The organism is Candidatus Phytoplasma fraxini, from assembly GCF_038024965.1.
GTDB lineage: Bacteria > Bacillota_I > Bacilli_A > Acholeplasmatales > Acholeplasmataceae > Phytoplasma > Phytoplasma fraxini.
Map to the genome: position 1 here is coordinate 157,533 of NZ_CP146843.1, position 17,922 is coordinate 175,454.

16 protein-coding genes and 2 tRNA genes are annotated in these 17,922 nt (G+C 21.4%); 16 read left to right on the forward strand and 2 right to left on the reverse strand.

Annotated features, from left to right (window positions below; translation table 11 throughout):
* The first annotated feature begins 849 nt into the window (after positions 1-849).
* The 11 genes from AADV48_RS00920 (at position 850) to rpsO (ending at position 11,816) form a co-directional block, all read left to right on the forward strand.
* Positions 850-2,493 carry a DAK2 domain-containing protein gene (locus AADV48_RS00920; RefSeq protein ID WP_341266729.1) on the forward strand — a complete coding sequence of 548 codons (1,644 nt, stop codon included), beginning with the start codon at positions 850-852 and terminating at the stop codon, positions 2,491-2,493.
* A 273-nt stretch (positions 2,494-2,766) separates the two neighbouring features.
* A complete protein-coding gene (locus tag AADV48_RS00925; RefSeq protein WP_341266859.1) occupies positions 2,767-3,561 on the forward strand; it encodes an HAD family hydrolase in 795 nt (264 codons plus the stop codon).
* A 121-nt stretch (positions 3,562-3,682) separates the two neighbouring features.
* Entirely contained in the window at positions 3,683-4,285 is a 603-nt protein-coding gene (locus AADV48_RS00930; protein ID WP_341266730.1) for a DUF4194 domain-containing protein, read from the forward strand.
* Positions 4,275-7,565 carry an ATP-binding protein gene (locus AADV48_RS00935; protein WP_341266731.1) on the forward strand — a complete coding sequence of 1,097 codons (3,291 nt, stop codon included), beginning with the start codon at positions 4,275-4,277 and terminating at the stop codon, positions 7,563-7,565. The genes AADV48_RS00930 and AADV48_RS00935 overlap by 11 nt, the downstream gene beginning before the upstream one ends.
* 160 nt (positions 7,566-7,725) lie before the next feature.
* Positions 7,726-8,274 (forward strand): S26 family signal peptidase, encoded by a 549-nt coding sequence (locus tag AADV48_RS00940; protein WP_341266732.1) that lies wholly within the window; start codon positions 7,726-7,728, stop codon positions 8,272-8,274.
* 46 nt (positions 8,275-8,320) lie between these two features.
* The gene (locus AADV48_RS00945) at positions 8,321-8,968 is read left to right on the forward strand and encodes a uracil-DNA glycosylase (RefSeq protein WP_341266733.1); all 648 of its coding nucleotides are present in this window, start codon (positions 8,321-8,323) and stop codon (positions 8,966-8,968) included.
* A gap of 48 nt (positions 8,969-9,016) precedes the next feature.
* On the forward strand, positions 9,017-9,907 hold the full coding sequence (rnhC, locus tag AADV48_RS00950; RefSeq protein ID WP_341266734.1) for a ribonuclease HIII: 891 nt from the start codon (positions 9,017-9,019) through the stop codon (positions 9,905-9,907).
* A 120-nt stretch (positions 9,908-10,027) separates the two neighbouring features.
* Positions 10,028-10,447, forward strand: coding sequence for an HIT family protein (locus tag AADV48_RS00955; RefSeq protein ID WP_341266735.1), 420 nt, complete (start codon positions 10,028-10,030; stop codon positions 10,445-10,447).
* A 56-nt stretch (positions 10,448-10,503) separates the two neighbouring features.
* Positions 10,504-11,166: a PAQR family membrane homeostasis protein TrhA gene (gene trhA / locus AADV48_RS00960; RefSeq protein ID WP_341266736.1), complete on the forward strand. Its 663-nt coding sequence runs from the start codon at positions 10,504-10,506 to the stop codon at positions 11,164-11,166.
* Between the two features lie 31 nt (positions 11,167-11,197).
* Positions 11,198-11,539, forward strand: a complete 342-nt coding sequence (locus tag AADV48_RS00965) for a cyclic-di-AMP receptor (RefSeq protein WP_341266737.1) — start codon at positions 11,198-11,200, stop codon at positions 11,537-11,539.
* Positions 11,540-11,591: 52 nt separating this feature from the next.
* Positions 11,592-11,816 (forward strand): 30S ribosomal protein S15, encoded by a 225-nt coding sequence (gene rpsO, locus AADV48_RS00970; RefSeq protein WP_341266738.1) that lies wholly within the window; start codon positions 11,592-11,594, stop codon positions 11,814-11,816.
* Positions 11,817-11,905: 89 nt separating this feature from the next.
* Here rpsO and AADV48_RS00975 read toward each other — a convergent pair.
* Positions 11,906-11,980 (reverse strand) — tRNA-Gly (locus AADV48_RS00975).
* A gap of 83 nt (positions 11,981-12,063) precedes the next feature.
* Positions 12,064-12,137 (reverse strand) — tRNA-Thr (locus AADV48_RS00980).
* A 170-nt stretch (positions 12,138-12,307) separates the two neighbouring features.
* Here AADV48_RS00980 and AADV48_RS00985 point away from each other — a divergent pair.
* The 5 genes from AADV48_RS00985 (at position 12,308) to AADV48_RS01005 (ending at position 17,857) form a co-directional block, all read left to right on the forward strand.
* Positions 12,308-12,658: a cold shock domain-containing protein gene (locus tag AADV48_RS00985; protein WP_341266739.1), complete on the forward strand. Its 351-nt coding sequence runs from the start codon at positions 12,308-12,310 to the stop codon at positions 12,656-12,658.
* A 135-nt stretch (positions 12,659-12,793) separates the two neighbouring features.
* Positions 12,794-13,936, forward strand: coding sequence for a methionine adenosyltransferase (metK, locus tag AADV48_RS00990; RefSeq protein WP_341266740.1), 1,143 nt, complete (start codon positions 12,794-12,796; stop codon positions 13,934-13,936).
* Between the two features lie 86 nt (positions 13,937-14,022).
* Positions 14,023-15,447 carry a proline--tRNA ligase gene (gene proS / locus AADV48_RS00995; protein WP_341266741.1) on the forward strand — a complete coding sequence of 475 codons (1,425 nt, stop codon included), beginning with the start codon at positions 14,023-14,025 and terminating at the stop codon, positions 15,445-15,447.
* Between the two features lie 107 nt (positions 15,448-15,554).
* Positions 15,555-16,874 carry a ribosome biogenesis GTPase Der gene (der, locus tag AADV48_RS01000; protein ID WP_341266742.1) on the forward strand — a complete coding sequence of 440 codons (1,320 nt, stop codon included), beginning with the start codon at positions 15,555-15,557 and terminating at the stop codon, positions 16,872-16,874.
* A complete protein-coding gene (locus tag AADV48_RS01005; RefSeq protein ID WP_341266743.1) occupies positions 16,874-17,857 on the forward strand; it encodes an NAD(P)H-dependent glycerol-3-phosphate dehydrogenase in 984 nt (327 codons plus the stop codon). The genes der and AADV48_RS01005 overlap by 1 nt, the downstream gene beginning before the upstream one ends.
* The last annotated feature ends 65 nt before the right edge of the window (positions 17,858-17,922 follow it).

Consider the following 17,922-nt stretch of genomic DNA (forward strand, 5'->3'; position numbering starts at 1 on the left):
TAACTGAATAGTTAGTCTTTTTTTCAAAAGAATAAAAAAATAATTTTATAATTTATTTTTAAAATTCAACATAAATAATAAATTATAAAGAATATGTTGTAATTAAATATATTCGGATATTACAAATAATAATTTTTTATATTATCCAATTTTGAAATGCTTTTTTATTATGATTTTGGTAAACTTGATGATATTCGGTATATTAGAAAGCAAATTTTTTTATTAAATTAATCTTTAAAATAATCATTTGTAATATTTATAAAAATTTACTTTTGAAAATAAAAATTATATTTCTTTAATTTAAAAAGATATCAAAGTATTGACTTAATTTATAAGTCTTCAAGAACAACTTTTGTCTCAAAAAGAAAATTACAATACTTTAGAATATTTTTTATGTCTTTTTTATAAAAAATTATTAATTAGTTATTTTTTATTTTATAATATGAAAGATGATTAAATAAAATGTTTTTTAATTTAATTTTTATTACTCTTTTGTGCAAAATTATTTATTTATACATAAATTAAATCAAAAGATAGACATTATTACAAGGCAGCGAAGCTACCCTACAATTATGTAATAAACACTTTTTGTATTTTATTTCTATATCAAAACATTTTTGATATGTAGCTTAATAAAATTAATTTAAAGTCAAATAAAAAGTCAAAATGTTTATTTTGGAGAGTTCTTTAAAAATTATACTTTGTTGAGACTTTCGAGTGGTTTTATATTTTGGAACACAATAATGTTATAATATATTTAGTTTTAATTTATTTTAAATTTTTAAAAATAATAGAATAATTTGCATTTAAATAACTTTAACAAATAAAAGGATTTTTAATAACTGAAATATGAAAGAATATAAAATTATAGATGGTTTTTTATTTAAACAAATGATTATAAATGGTACTTTTAATTTAAAAAAAAATCATCAAGAAATAAATAATCTTAATGTTTTCCCTGTTCCTGATGGCGATACTGGAACTAATATGTATTTGACTATGATGGAAGGAGTTCGAAAACTTCAAAACATAAATGAAACTTCAATTGTTAAAGTAACTAAAATTTTGTCTGATGCCTTGTTAATGGGGTCTAAAGGAAATTCAGGAGTTATTTTATCTCAATTTTTTTCTGGAATTCATGAATATATTTATAATTTGAAAAAAAAAAATATTAATTCTAATGAATTTATTGATTCTATGGTTAGCGGTTATAAGAAAGCTTATGCATCAGTTATTGAACCGGTTGAAGGAACTATTTTAACTGTTTTTCGTGAATCTATTGAAGCAACTTTTAAACAAAAAGACAAAATAAAAACAATTAAAGAAGTTATACAAACAATTATAAAAAACGCTAAAATTTCCTTAAGCCGCACTCCTATGTTATTATCTGTTTTAAAGCAATCAAAAGTAGTTGATAGCGGTGGTAAAGGGTTTATTTTTATTGTAGAAGGAATGCTGTTGTATTTAGAAAATATTTGGTTAAAAGACGATGATATAATAAATACATCATATTTACAAGAAAAACATCATATTAATAAAAATACCGAATTAAAATATATTTATTGCACAGAATTTATTTTTAAATTAAATCAAAATAATCAGTTTGATATAGATGAATATAAAAAAACAATGAATTCTCATGGTGATTCTTTGATTTTGTTTACAGATAATAATTTGTTAAAAATTCATATTCATACTAATTTTCCTGATAATATTTTAAAAGAATTTTTGCCCCTTGGTACATTAGTCAAATCTAAAATTGATAATATGCAAAAACAAAAAAAAGATTTTATTGCAAGTAATCAGGTTTCAAATAATAAGAAATTAATTCAATATTCTCTTGTTACTTTTGTTAATGGTTTCGGCGAAGATATCGAAATAACTTTTAAAGAGTTACATTCTGATATTGTGATAAATTTACAAAAAAAAAAATATTCATCAAACGATTTACAATCGATATTTAATAAAATTAAAGCCGAAATAATTATAGTATTTCCGAATGAACATGAAATAATTTCTATGATTGAAAAAATTCGTCAATTACAACCTCATTTAAATATTCAAATTATGCCAACTAGAAGTGTTGTCGAAATTTATAATGCACTTTTAGTTTTTCAACACGATCTTTCTTTAGAAGAAAATTTAAATAATATTCATATGAATATGCAAAAAATTAAAATTAGCAAAATAATTGATTCAAAATATTTAAATAACATAAAAAAAGAAAAACTTGATTTAGATGGTTTTGCATCTTTATTTCAAGAAAATATTATAGAAAATCATAAAGATTTGTTTTTTTTAGCTAAAAATTTATTAACAAAAATGATTAATAAAAAAAACATTTTTTTAACTATTTTTTATTATAAAAAAGATATTTTTAAAAAAAATTTAAAAAAAATAGAATCTTTTTTAGCAAAAAAATTTCCTGATCTTGAAATAGAAAAAATAGAAATTGATAATAATATTTATCCTTATATTTTTTCTTTAGAATAATTTTTTATTATTTTTGTGGGTATGGCGAAATTTGGTATACGCGCATGCTTGAGGGGCATGTAAATTTTTTTTGTGAGTTGGAGTCTCACTATCCACACCATTTTTTATAAAATTTAATTTTTATTTTTTGTATTATAATAAAGTATAATTAAAATTATTTTTAGTAATTTTTTATTATAAAAACAAAATAAAATGATTTTCGAATTGATTAAAGTTATAAATAAAAATTATATTTTTTAAAAAAGAAATTAGTTAAGAAGGAAGGTTCGAAATATTAAAAAAAGATTATTTTTTTTTGATATCGACGAAACTTTATATAGTAGTCATAAAAAAGAAATTTTACCTCAAACTAAAAAATTAATTCAGGAATTATCACTTATGCCTAATACGATATTAGGAATTGCTACGGGTAGAAATTATTCGAATTTAAATGTTCTTAAGGAATTATTACCTTGTTTTAAATATTTAGTTTTAATTAATGGTGCTTTAGTTTTAGAAGACAATCAAATTATCGAAGAGAAAACACTTCCTTTGAATTATATTAATGTTGTTTTAGATCGAATAAAGTTATATCATAAAAATAGTAAAATCATAGCTTCTGGCATTAGCATGAATAAAACAGCTTTTTTTTATAATGATAATTTACAACAAATAGATATTATTGATTATTGGCATACACAATTTGATATTCCAATTGATAATCAATTTCATTTGAAAGAAAAAATTTTTATGTTGAATATTTTCGGTGATGAACAATACAAAATAAAATCTTTTTTAGATAAATTAGGTTATTTTCAGATTTACTATTGGAAAAATCATATTGATGTAACAATGAAAAATATTAATAAATTATATGGTATTCAAAAAATTAAAACAAAATATCCTGATTATGAGTTAATTTGTGTCGGTGATGGATGCAATGATAAAGAAATGTTAGATTTTGCTGATATTGGTATTGTAATGGATAATTGCGAATATCCAGAAGTTAAAGCAAAAGCTAATTTAGTAACTAATCATATTTTAGATAATAAAATGTATGATTTTTTTAAAAAACATAATTTAATTTAAAATAAGTTAATTTTTTCATTCATTATTTTATGATAAACAAATTTCTTTTGCTTAAAATCAAAAATTGATGATTTTTTCATATTATTTTCTGTGAAAATTAACATGGGTAAAGGATTTTTTAATGGATCAAAAAACAAAAGATTTATATGTTTTTACAGAAAAATTCCAAAATTTAAAAGAACTGGAAAAGAATGTTTTTTCTAAAATTGTTAATAAATTATTTCAAGTAAATTATTTGACTATTCAAAAAGCAGAAGATACAAATGATTATCGTTTTATTTTATTACATAAAGAACTTTTTTTCTTTTTTTTTCAACTTTCGGATTTCCAATTAGAAATTAGAAAATATGATGAAGTTATTTTTATTAAAAATTTAAATAATTTTAATAAATTAAAATTAAAAAAAGAAGAAAGTTTAATTTTATTAATTTTACGTATTTTGTTTCAACAAAAAAAAGAGATTAAACCTAATGGAGAAATTATTCAAATATATTTACAAGATATTTATCATAAATTAAATAGTATTGGTTATAAAGAAATTAAAAAAATAACTAAAGAAAAAACAAGAAATATTTTAACTTTATTTAAAAGGTATAATATTATTAATTATGTAGATAATGATTTATCTGATGATTCACTAATTATAATTTATAATACTATTCTTTATTTACTTGATTTAAATATGATCGACCAATACAAAGAATCATTAAAATTTGAAAATTGATAAAATTAAAATGAAAAAATTAACTAGAATAAAATTAATTAATTGGCATTTATTTTCTCATCAAGATATAGAAATCAGAGATAATGTTTTGATTTCGGGTGAAAATGGTGTAGGAAAGTCTACTTTATTAGATGCTCTACAATATGTTTTGATAGGAGAAAAAAAAGGTGTCAAATTTAATATAGCTGCTAATGATATTGCCAAACGTTCTTTAGAAAGTTATATTAAAGGAAAATTAGGTCTTGAGAATAAAGAATTTTTAAGAAATAAAAATGTTATAACTCACATTGCTTTAGAATTTTATGATGAAATAAAAGAAGAATATACTATTTTAGGTTGTGTTTTAGAATTACCTTATAAAGGTTTATTAAAAGATAAATTTTATCTATTTTCTGGAATTTCATTAAATAAAAATATTTTTATATTTGACAATCAAATTAGAAATATCAAAAATATGCGTGAATATTTTAGAACTTTGGATAAAAATTTTGATTTTTTTGATACCAAACAGCAATATCGAAATGCAGTGGGTAAATTTTTGGACATTAATATTTCTAAATATTTAAAAATATTACCGAAAGCATTAGCTTTTAAACCCTTGAATTTACAACAATTTATTTTTGATTTTTTGTTGGAAGAAAATCCTATTAATGTTAATAGTTTAAAAAATAACGTACAACAATTAAAAAAAATTGAATTTCAAATGGAAATAGAAAAAAAGAAATTAAAAGAGTTAACTAAAATTATAGAAATAGAAAAAAATTTAAAACAAATAAATAATCAAATCAAAATTCATTCTTTATCAGAAAAAATGCTTTTAGTTCATCAAAAAGAAAAACATTTAAACAAAACATTAATTCAAAAAGAATTAATTGAAAAAGAATTAATTGCATTGATATCTCAAAAACAAAAATATAATGAAACTATTGAGCAATTGAATGATTATATTTTGAAATTACAAACCAATAAAATTCAAAATAAATCAGGATCTGTTTTATACACTTTACAAATGGATTTGGTTAACAAACAAAGAAATTTTGAACAAATTCAAGACAAAATAGATATTTTAAATAAACAATTAAAAGCGGAAATGTCTATTTTAGAAAATTTGTTTCTTTTAGAAAAAGAAGTTATTTTAGAAGAAAATTATCATACAATTAATTCTTTTTTAACTGAACCTACAAAAAAAAATTCTATTTTATTACAAACAAATTTTAATAAAACATATAATTATTTTTCTCAAAAAATTATTAATATCAATATAGTTCAAAATAATTTAAAAAAAGAAATACTTCTTTTACAAAACGAAATTAATAAAAATAGTTATGAATTAGAAATGATTAACAAAAGTTATATTTCTAATAACAATCATTTTGTTAAAATAAATAATTTATTAAAAGAAAAATTAAACGAGAAATATAATAAAAATATTTTTGTTTATCCTTTGTGTGAATTAATAGAAGTTAAAGATGAATTATGGAGGAACGCTATAGAAGGTTTTTTAGGTTCTAGAAAATTTAATTTAATTATAGATTATCGTTATTTTGATTTTGCTTTAAAAATTTATGAAAAATTACAAGACAATTTAAAAATTTATGATGTTGGTTTAGTGAATACAGAAAAAATTCCTGATATAAAAGATAATTATGACAGTTTAGCTTCTTATATTTCTAGTGAGAATAAAGATGCTTTAAAATATATCAAAATATTATTATCTAATATTAAATGTGAATTAAATATGGCAAATTTGAAAAATCATAAAACAGCTATCACCCCTTCAGGAATGATTTATAGTAATTATACTGCAAAAAAATTAAATCCAAAAACTTATCAAATTCCTTATATAGGTGTTAATTCTTATAAAATACGTCAAAATATTATTTTGAATAAAATGAATTTACAAAAAGAAGAATTAATGCAAAAACAAAATAAATTCAGACAAAATGATACTATTCTTGCTTTAATTCAAAAAAGTAAAATTTTTTCTATTATTAATTTAGATTTTGTCTCTTTGTTAGAACAAAAACAAGAAACAGAATTAAATTTAGTTAACATTAAAGACAAGATAAACAAATTAAGTCTTGATGTGAATTTAACTCAATTAGAAAATAATATTGTGCAATTGCAAGAAGAATCACAAACAAAAAAACAAGAATTAGAAAATATTATGTTCAAGATTTCTGAAAATAAAAATAAAGAAAATATTTATGTTAATCAGATTCATAATTTAGAAAAAGAACTTTTCAAATATAAAGATGAATTATTAGTGGAAGAACCAAAAGAAATTATTAATATCGAAGCGGCTTCTGTTCAATTGAATAATTATTTACATGAATATCATAATAATTACGAAATTATTTTTAAAAATATTCAAGAAAATTTGAAAAATATTGAATATCAAAAAAATATTTTAAAATTAGATCTTATTTCTTTAATGAAAATATATATCGAAGATTATAATTTATTAAATGTGGAACCTAAATTAGAAAATTTTGTTTTTTTTATGAAAGAATATAATTTGATTAATTCTAAAAATTTAATTCAATACGAACAAGAAGCTAAAGAATTAAGTATTAAAACAGAAATCATTTTTAAGGAAGAATTTATCAATAAATTAAAAAAAAGCATTATAGAAACTAAACAACAAATCGATAATTTAAATCAAATTTTACAAAATAGACCTTTTGGTAATGATTATTACCAAATTATAACTAAACCCTCTGATGATATTGAATATCAAAAATATTATTCTTTTTTTATCAAAGATGACAAATCAGAAGAAATGAATTTATTACATGAAAATGATTTATCATATAAAGATGAACTTTTAAATGAATTATTTCGAAAGATAATGTCTTTTGAGAAAGAATATGAAAATATAACTTATCAATTTTTAGATTATCGCAATTATTTAGATTACGATATTAAAATTTATGATAAAGAAGGTAATTTTTCTTTTTTTTCTAAAATTTTTAGAGAAAAATCAGGTGGAGAAACGCAAATACCTTTTTATATAATTATGGCTATTTGTTTTGAACAATTATTGGTAGACAACAGTAAATCTAAAAGCTGTTTAGTTTTTTTTGACGAAGCTTTTAATAACATGGATGAAAATAGAATAGATGCCATGATGTCTTTTTTTAATAATTTAAGAATACAATTTTTTATTGCTATTCCCCCGCAAAGAATTTTTAATATTTTGCCATATGTAAATACTAATTTAATTGTGGTTAAAGAAAATAATTATGCTATTATAGAAAGTTTTATAAAAGATATTTAAAATTTTTTTATCTTATACTTGGATTCCACAATAGTTGTTATTCACATTAATAGATAAAATATTTTTTTTATTAATTAGTTTACAATAAAAGTATATTTTTTAAAAAATTTGAAAATATTTTTTATAAATGCTTAATTGAATAAAAAGGTAGTTTAAACAAATGTCGCGAAATATCAAAAATATAAAAAAAATAATTTATTTTTTTTTAAGCACTATTTTGTTTTTGATTAATTCTGTTCTTAATATTTTTACTTTATTTTTGTTTTGTCATTTTATAAGTAAACTATTTTTACCACCACTTAAAAATATTGCCATTTTTAAATTTGATGTTTGCCGAGTTGTGAGTGGGAGTATGGAACCAACAATTATGACGTATGATTATGTTCTAGTTAAATATCTTTCACCATATGATAAACCTAAACTAAAAGGAGTCAAAACAGAAGGCTTTCAAAATAGCGATATTGTAATTTTTCAGGATGATTCCAAACCAGTACCTATTATTCATAGAGTTATAGAAAATCTTATAGAGTCAAACAAAATTAAAACTCGAGGCGATGCTAATACAGCAGATGATGCTCCAATACCTTACGATAGAGTTTTAGCTAAATATGTTTGTAAATGGACTTTTTTCCACATAATATGGATAATAATTATTTGTACGCTTTTTATTTGTTTTATGAATTACATAAGAACATTATTTTCTGAATAATAAATTTTATTACGACAAATTTTAAGAAATAATTAGGTGAAAATAAATGTGGGAAAAATTTTTTTGTCAAGAAAAAAAGAAAATATATTTTCAAAAAATGATGAATTTTATACAAAATGAAATTAAAAAAGGAAAGAAAATTTATCCTTCTTTTGAAAATATTTTTGAAGCCTTTCGCTTAACTCCTTATCAAAATGTAAAAGCTGTTATTTTAGGTCAAGATCCTTATTTTAATTTTAATCAAGCTCATGGTTTATCTTTTAGTGTATTTAATAATAAAACCCCTTCTAGTTTAAAAAATATTTTTAAAGAATTAAAAAATGATTTAAATTTGATTTCTTACAATAATAATTTAACTTCATGGGCTTTAGAAGGAGTTTTATTATTAAATAGTGTTTTAACGGTGGAAGATAGTAAACCTTTAAGTCATCAAAATATCGGTTGGAAAGAGTTTACTCAAAATATTTTTAAATTTTTGAATCAAAAAGAAAAAGTAGTTTATATTTTATGGGGTAAATTCGCTCAAGAATATACTCAAAATATTAATTTAGATGAAAATTATATTTTGAAAAGTTCTCATCCTTCACCCTTGTCAGCATATAAAGGATTTTTTGGAAATCATTTTTTTTCTAAAACGAATTCCTATTTAATTAAAAATAATATTTCTCCTATTAATTGGGTTTTAAATAAATAATAAAAAATCATATTTTATAAATATAATTAAAAGTTGGATCTTGATTTTATGACAAATTATGTTACGGTTAAATTAAAATTAGAGCAATTTCAAATATTAAAAAAAAAATATAAAAATTTTATTATTCCAAATACTGTAAATAATATTTTTTTAACAATTAAAAAACCCCAATTAAGGATTACTTGTTATAATAACGGTACTTGTTTATTTCAAGGCAAACTTGAATATATACAACAAATTTTAAGCTTAGATTTAGATAATCAATTTCATATAAATATTGGTGAAGCGAAAGAAATAAATAGTGAAACAAACATCGGTTCAGATGAAGTGGGTATGGGTGATGTTTTTGGACCTATTGTTGTTTGTTCTGTTTTAGTGACCGAACAACAAATTCCTTTTTTACGAGACATAGGAATAAAAGACTCTAAAAAAATATTAGATAATAAAATTAAAAAAATTTTTTCAATCGTTCAAGATAAATTTGTTTATTCTGTTAAAATATTGAAACCCTGTGAGTTTAATATTTGGATTAAAAAATATAACATGAAACATATCCAAGCTTTATTACATAATCAAGCTATTTTGGAACTTATAAACAAAACAAAAGACACAAGAAATGTTGTTTTAGATCAATTTGTGAATTCTAAAAAATATTTTCAATATTTACAAAATGAAGAACAAATATATAGGAAGATTCAATTCGAAACCCGAGCAGAAAGTAAATATGCCAGTGTTGCTTTAGCTTCTGTTATAGCAAGAGCTGTTTTTTTACAAGAAATGAATAAATTAAAAGAACAAATAGGTTATGAATTATTATTAGGAGCAGGTTTTAAAGTAGATGAACAGATATATAAAATTTATCAAAAACATAAAGAATTGGTTTTTTTTCAAAAAATAGCTAAATGTAATTTCAGAAATGTTAAAAAATATTTTAGTTAATTTTTTTCAATTACTTTTAAAATATATTTATATAATTCAAATTTGAAATAGCTATTTTGTTTATTTTTCAATTAATTTATTAAATAAAATAATTTGTTTATGCAAAAAAGAGGTAATATAATGTCTACTGTTTTTACTAAAATAATTCAAAGAAAAATCCCTAGTTATATTTTATACGAAGATGACATAGTTATTGCTTTTTTAGATATTTCACAAGCTACTAAAGGACATACTTTGGTTGTTACTAAAAAGGAATATAAAACAATTGTTGAAGTACCAATAGATATTTTTAAACATCTTTTCGAGATAGTACACAAAATTAGCCAAACTTTAATTAAAACTTTCAATTGTCAAGGTATTAACTTGATAAATAATAATGGGATTATATCAGGACAAACAATATTTCATTATCATGTTCATTTGTTACCTCGATTTTTTTCAAAAGAAATACAAATTATTTTATCTGATAATAGTAATAAAAAAAATCATAGTTATTATGAACAAATGACAAAAAATATTGTGAGTAATTTAGAAATATAATGTTTTATTATATTAAAATAAATTAAAGGATAACAAAATAAAGGTTAAAAATATATATGAAATGGCCAATAAAAAAAAATCCAAAACAAACTGTTATGGAAGAAATTTTAAATGCTGTTTCTCATGGCTTAATGGTTCCAGGTAGCGTTTGTATTTTTTGTATTTTTTGTTGTAAATATTCATTTGATTTGTCTTTGTTTTTATTAACTTTCACTATGTTTATGCTTTATTTTATGAGTTGTTTATATCATTCTTTATCTTTTACAAAAGCTAAAAAACAATTTCAAAGATTCGATCATATTTGTATTTATTTGTTGATTTGGGGTAGTTTTTTACCATTTTTGTTTTTAAATAAAAAGGAAATTGATTTATTTACTTTAATTTTTTTTATTTTACAATCTCTTTGTATATTGATAGGAATATTATTTAAAATATTTAAAATGAAGCAAGGAGAACGAATTCATTTTATTTTATTTTTAATATTAGGATGGAGTGGTATTATTGTTATATTCCAAAATAGAACAATTTTTTTTGCTTTTGATAATTTAATATTGTTATTTCTTTTTTTAGGAGGTTTGTTTTATAGTATCGGTACTATTTTCTATGTTAAAATATATAAAAAATATTTTCATTTTATTTGGCATTTGTTTGTTATTTTAGGTAATTTATGCCATGTATTTTCGATTTATAATTTTGTTTTGTTTCATATACAACAATAAATAGTTTTTATTTTTGAAAATAATATATAATATGAATATGGATAATGAAATGAAATTAATTTTAGCAATAATTTCTAATGAAGATGCTAATAAAGTACAAAATTATTTAAATAAATATAATTTTTTTCACACTAGATTAGATATCAAAGGAGGATTTTTAAAAGAAAATAATACTACTTTTGTTATCGGTCTAAAAAAAGATAAAGTAGAGCAAGTGTTAGAAATTTTTAAAGAGCATTCTCAAAAAAAAACACAATTAATTCCAAATAATGTTTTAAATGAAATGAGTGCTTTTTCAGATTTATCTTCTGAAATTACTGTCGGCGGCACTACTGTTTTTGTTTTAAATATAGAAAAATTTTTACAAATATAAAATTCTTTATATATAAAAAAAGTTTACAAATAAAGGAAGTGAATTCATTATAATGGCTTTAACTAAAGAACAAAAAAAAAATATTATTTTACAAAATGCTAATTATGAAACAAATACAGGTTGTACTCGAGTTCAAATTGCTATATTATCAGCTGAAATAGAAGAATTAAATAAACATTTAAAAGAACATCCTTCTGATTTTCATTCTAAACGTGGTTTATTAATGAAAAATAAAAAAAGAAGTACTTTAATGAAGTATTTAAAAACTCAAAAATAAAATTTTTTAATTAAGTATTGGAAATATAAAACAAACTATCTTAATTTTTTAAGATAGTTTGTTTATTTTTTATATTTTATTTTTATATTTGGAGCGAATGAGGGGAATCGAACCCCCGTCCTATGCTTGGCAAGCATGAGTAATAGCCACTATACTACATTCGCGATTTGATTTTTTAAAAATCAAAAAAAGCTTACTATGTAAGTATAGCATAAAATAAAGTATATATAATAAATATATTATTCAATGGTGCCTCAAACAAGAATTGAACTTGTATTTTGTCATTACCATTGACATGTTTTGCCATTAAACTATAGAGGCTACTTTATTATATTGAATCTTATAAAACATTCAATTATTTTAATTATAATAAAAAAACTTTTAAATTGTAAATTAAAATAATGTTTATTTTATCAATATTTATTATATAATAAAAAAGGTGTTTCATCTAATTATATAACGTATATAAAAAGGAGTTTTAAAATTAATTAATGGAAAACAGAACAAAAATTAAATTCCAAGGCGTAGTAAAATGGTTCGACGTAACTAAAAGTTTTGGTTTTATTAAAACAGTAAAACCTATTGGCGAATATTCATACAACGAAATTGCAGAACAATTTTCTTTAGATGAGGCGGAAATAGAGCAATTTATTGACAATAGAGACAGATCAGAAGATGATTTATTTTGTCATGCAAATTCTATTATAGAAGGTAATAATGAAACTATACCTGGACATTATCAAGAAAGTAAATATAAAAAATTAAAAGAAAATGATAAAGTAGAATTTTTTATTAAGTTAGTTAAGGGCAGAGAACAAGCTTGTTATATTGTTTTAGTTTAAGTTTATATCAAAATTAATATTTTGAAAAAAAAGATTCTATTTGTTGAGTCTTTTTTTTTAATTAAAAAACAATTTATTTCTTTTTTAATTAAAAAAGAAATAAAAATTATAATAATAAAACTGGAATATTTTTTAATGAAAAAATTTAGTAGTGAATCAGTTACCAAAGGGCATCCTGATAAAATAGCAGATCAAATTTCAGATTCTTTATTAGATTTTTTTTTACATCATGATTCTGAATCTAAAGTAGCAATCGAAACAGCGGTAACAAAACAAAAAGTTATTATTTTAGGCGAAATTAAAACTTCTTTTAAAATATATTTTGAAAATATTGAACAAATCATTAGACAAGTTGTTAAAGATATTGGTTATGATAATGAAAAAGACAATTTTTGTTATCAGAAATTATCTATTTTAAATTTAATTCATGAACAATCAAAGGAATTAACAAAAATTGTTAATAAAGGTGCAGGAGATCAAGGTTTAATGTTTGGTTACGCAACAAACGAAACAAATCTTTTTTTACCTTTGGCATTTTGTTTAGCTAGAAATTTATCTTTAAAATTAACTGAAGTTAGAGAAAAGAAAATTTTACCTTTTTTAAGACCAGATGGTAAAACCCAAGTCACTTTAGTTTATGATGATCAAAATAAACCTATTTATATAGATTCTATTGTTGTTTCAACTCAACATACAGATAATATTACTCAAGAATTTTTAAAACAACAAATTTTAAAATATGTTATCGAACCAACAATTGAACCACGTTGGATTAATAACAAAACTAATTTTTATATTAATCCTTCTAAAAGTTTTATTATTGGTGGTCCTTCTGCTGATGCTGGTTTAACAGGAAGAAAAATTATTCAAGATGCTTATGGTAGTGAAGTTCGTCATGGTGGTGGTTGTTTCAGTGGAAAAGATCCTTCAAAAGTTGATAGAAGTGGCGCTTATATGGCTAGATATTTAGCTAAAAATATTGTCGCTTCTGGTTTATGTGATAAATGCGAAATACAAATTTCTTATGTTATTGGTTTGTCTCAACCTGTGAGTGTTTTTATAAATACTTTTGGAACTAATAAAGTATCAGAATCTTTAATTCTTGAAACTATTGAACAAAATTTTGATTTAAGTCCGCAAGGTATAATTAAACAATTAAATTTAAAAAAATCTTTTTTTCAAATAACTGCTTGTGAAGGACATTTTGGACGAAATGATAATTTATTTACTTGGGAAATATTAGATCAAGTTTCACTTTTCGCTAAATTATTGAAATAAAACAAGTTTTTTTAATAACTTATATACATTTTTTGGATTTTGTTAATCAATTATTTTATAAATTTTAAAAAGGATTTTATTTTAATATGAATAATTCTAAGTTAGTCAAAGAAATAACTTCACGAGAGATTGATTTTGGTCGATGGTATAAAGAAATTTGTTTAAAAGCAGAATTAATTGATTATTCAGATATCAAAGGTTTTTTTATTTATTTACCTTACGGTTATAGTATGTGGGAATCTATTAGAGAATTTGTTGATAAAAAATTAAAAAAAAATAATCATCAAAACGTTTATTTTCCTTTATTTTTTACTGAAAATTTATTTAAACAAGAACAAGAACATATTAAAGGGTTTTCTCCTGAAGCTATAACGATTGAAGAAGTTAATAATGTAAAGTTAAAAGAAAAAATGATTTTACGACCGACGTCAGAAGTATTGTTTTCTAGATATTATTCTAAAAAAATATTTTCTTATCGTGATTTACCTAAATTATTTAATCAATGGTGTAACGTTGTACGTTGGGAAAAAACCAATAAACCTTTTTTAAGAAGTAAAGAATTTTTATGGCAAGAAGGGCATACAGTTCATGCTACCAAAGAAGAAGCTATAAAAGAAACTATTTCAATATTGAATTTGTATAAAAAATTAGGAAAAGAACTTTTAGCTATTCCTTTTATTTCAGGAAAAAAAACAGAGTTAGAAAAATTTAAAGGTGCTGTATGGACTTATTCTATAGAAGCTTTAATGCATGATAAACAAGCTCTTCAAGCTGGTACTTCTCATTATTTAGGTACTAAATTTTCTGAAAAATTCCAAATTAAATTTCAAGACAAAAATTTAAAAACACAATTAACTGAACAAACTTCTTGGGGAATTTCTACAAGATTAATAGGAGCTATTATTATGGTTCATGGAGATGATGAAGGATTAGTATTGCCACCTTATATCGCTCCTATTCAAATAGTTATTATTCCTATTCAAACACATAATTCAGAAGTTGTAACAAAAGCTAATGAATTATATAAAAAATTATCTAAAAAATATAGAGTTGTTTTAGATAATCAAAATAAAAATATTGGTTTCAAATTTAGTTATTATGAATTAAAAGGAGTTCCTTTAAGAATAGAATTAGGTTTAAGAGATTTAAAAGACAATAAATTGACAATCTTTATAAGATATAATTTTCAAAAACAAACAATTGAAGAAAAACAATTCTTAAAAGAAATCCCGATTTTATTAAAAAATATTCATAAAAAAATGTTTCAAAAAGCTTTGAATTTTTTAAATCAGAATATATTAGAAGTGACAACTTATGAAGAATTCAAACAAAATATTAAAAATATAGGTTATATCAAAATGAGCGTTCATGAAAATGAAGCAGAACAAATTATAAAAAATGATACAGGAGCAACAGCAAGAGTTGTTGTTTCACAAAAATTAATTAATAAAATATGTCCTGTAACCAAAAAAAAGGCTAATCAAACTATTTTATTTGCTAGAGCTTATTAAATTTTTATTTTTTAAAAATTAAAAATTATTTTGTGAAAAAAATTGTAATAAAATAATAGAAATATTTAACTATATTTAAAGATTATCAATAAATAAAAGAGTAAAATATGAAATTCAAAGTAGCTATTATAGGAAGACCAAATGTAGGAAAATCGAGTTTATTTAATCGTATTTTGAATAAAAAATTAGCAATTGTCTATGAAGAAGCAGGGACAACTAAAGATCGTATTTATGCTGAAGCTATATGGTTGAATCAAAAATTTTTTATCATTGATACAGGCGGAATTACTTTTGATAATGTTCCTTTAATGAAACAGATTAAATATCAAACTGAATTAGCTATTGCAGAATGTAATTTAATTATTTGGGTTACCGATGGTCAAAATAGATTGATAGAAGAAGAATTAGAAATAAATAAAATTTTACATTTGAATAATAAAAAAGTTATTATAGCGGTTAATAAAATAGATAATGTTAATTTATATGAAAATATTTATGATTTTTATTCTTTAGGTTTTAAAGATATTATCAGTATTAGTACGCAACATGGTATTGGTATTGGGAAATTATTAGATAAAGTTATTTCTTATTTACCGCGTTCTAAAAAAATCCAAAATCAAGATGAAGAAGATTTAAAATTTGCTTTAGTTGGACGCACTAATGTTGGAAAATCAACTTTAACTAACGCTTTGTTATCAGAAGATAGAATGATTGTGTCTGATATCCCAGGAACAACAACAGATGCTGTTGATACTATTTTTTATAGAAATAATAAAAAATATCATATAATAGATACTGCTGGAATGAATAAAAAAAAGAAAATTTATGCAACACATGAAAAATATAGCTTTTTAAGAGCTTTAGATGCTATCGAAAGAAGTGATATTGTTTGTTTTTTATTAGACATAAGTCAAAAAATTACTGAACAAGATAGAAATATTGCAACTTTGATTTTTAATTATTCTAAGCCCTGTATTATTGTTTTAAATAAATGGGATTTATTGGTAGAATGTGAAAAAAATATTAAAAAATTTGAAATTCTTATGCGAACGGAATTTAAATTTTTAAATTATGTCCCAATAGTTTTTTTGTCTGCTAGAAATCAAAAAAGAATTCATACTTTATTCGAAATATTAGATAAAGTTTTTGAAAATTATAAACAAATATTTTCTTCTCATATTTTAAATGATATTTTAAATGAAGCTACTTCTATAAATCCTCCGTCTTCTTTTCGTCAAGGTAAAGCTAAATTTTATTATTTAAAACAAACAGCTAATAAATGTCCAGAATTTCTTTGTTTAGTAAACGATCCAAAATTTATTCATTTTTCTTACGAAAGATTTTTAAAAAATCAATTAAGATTAAATTTAGAACTTGCTGGCATCCCTTTAAAAATAGTTTTTAAAAAGAAAGAAGTTTTGTTGTAATGAAAAAAATTACTATTATCGGCGGCGGCGCTTGGGGTTCAACTTTAGCTCAAGTTTTAGCAGATAATAAACATGAAATATTAATTTATGATAAGAATCAAAAATATATTCAACAAATAAATAAACAAAAACATCCTTTTTTTAATGTTGTATTTTCTCCACAAATCAAGGCTACTGATTCATTAGAACAAGCTCTTAATTATTCTGATTTCATTTTTTTATCTATTCCAGTACAAAACATGAGAAATTTGTTCAAAGAAATTAATCAAATCTTAATTTTTGAAAAAAATTTTATTAATGTGTCTAAAGGGATTGAGTTCCAAACTAATAAACTTGTTTCTCAAATTATTAAGGAAGAAATAAAAGAAAATAAAATAAAAAATTATGCTGTTCTTGTAGGACCTTCGCATGCAGAAGAAGTTATTTTAAGAAAAATTACTTTTTTAATGGTTGCTTCAACTAATCAAGAATTTGCTTTAAAGATTTCTAGAATATGCTCTAATCCAAATTATTTAAAAATAACCACTTCTAATGATATATTAGGTGCTGAAATTTGTGCTTCTTTTAAAAATGCTTTAGCTTTAGTTAGTGGTCTTATAGATGGTGCTAATTTTGGCCATAATGCTCGTTCAGCATTTATTACTTTTGGAATTTGTGAAATGCAAAAAATTTTAATTTTATTTCCTAATTCTATTTCTAATAACACCGTCTTAAGTTTAGCGGGGTTAGGTGATTTATCAGTTACTATTTTTAATGAAAATTCTCGTAATTACCAAGCTGGTAAAAAAATTCAAATGGGTCAAACTTTAAATCAAATTTATGAAAAATCTAATCAAGTTATCGAAGGTATTTATAATTTACAAGTTTTTTATCATTTAGCTATTCAACATAAAATTAAATTACCTATTATTACAAATGCTTATAAAGTAATTTTTAATAACGAACCTATAAATAATATTATGTTAAATATTTTGGATAATTAATTAAAATAAATAATATTTTTTATTTTAATTAATATTTATGTTTATAATAATAATTTTTATGTTAA

Coding starts and splice junctions, on each gene's coding strand:
- AADV48_RS00920 (WP_341266729.1), top strand. CDS start 850: ATGAAAGAATATAAAATTATAGATGGTTTTTTATTTAAACAAATGATT.
- AADV48_RS00930 (WP_341266730.1), top strand. CDS start 3,683: ATGGATCAAAAAACAAAAGATTTATATGTTTTTACAGAAAAATTCCAA.
- AADV48_RS00940 (WP_341266732.1), top strand. CDS start 7,726: ATGTCGCGAAATATCAAAAATATAAAAAAAATAATTTATTTTTTTTTA.
- AADV48_RS00945 (WP_341266733.1), top strand. CDS start 8,321: ATGTGGGAAAAATTTTTTTGTCAAGAAAAAAAGAAAATATATTTTCAA.
- rnhC (WP_341266734.1), top strand. CDS start 9,017: ATGACAAATTATGTTACGGTTAAATTAAAATTAGAGCAATTTCAAATA.
- AADV48_RS00955 (WP_341266735.1), top strand. CDS start 10,028: ATGTCTACTGTTTTTACTAAAATAATTCAAAGAAAAATCCCTAGTTAT.
- trhA (WP_341266736.1), top strand. CDS start 10,504: ATGAAATGGCCAATAAAAAAAAATCCAAAACAAACTGTTATGGAAGAA.
- AADV48_RS00965 (WP_341266737.1), top strand. CDS start 11,198: ATGAATATGGATAATGAAATGAAATTAATTTTAGCAATAATTTCTAAT.
- rpsO (WP_341266738.1), top strand. CDS start 11,592: ATGGCTTTAACTAAAGAACAAAAAAAAAATATTATTTTACAAAATGCT.
- AADV48_RS00985 (WP_341266739.1), top strand. CDS start 12,308: ATGGAAAACAGAACAAAAATTAAATTCCAAGGCGTAGTAAAATGGTTC.
- metK (WP_341266740.1), top strand. CDS start 12,794: ATGAAAAAATTTAGTAGTGAATCAGTTACCAAAGGGCATCCTGATAAA.
- proS (WP_341266741.1), top strand. CDS start 14,023: ATGAATAATTCTAAGTTAGTCAAAGAAATAACTTCACGAGAGATTGAT.
- der (WP_341266742.1), top strand. CDS start 15,555: ATGAAATTCAAAGTAGCTATTATAGGAAGACCAAATGTAGGAAAATCG.
- AADV48_RS01005 (WP_341266743.1), top strand. CDS start 16,874: ATGAAAAAAATTACTATTATCGGCGGCGGCGCTTGGGGTTCAACTTTA.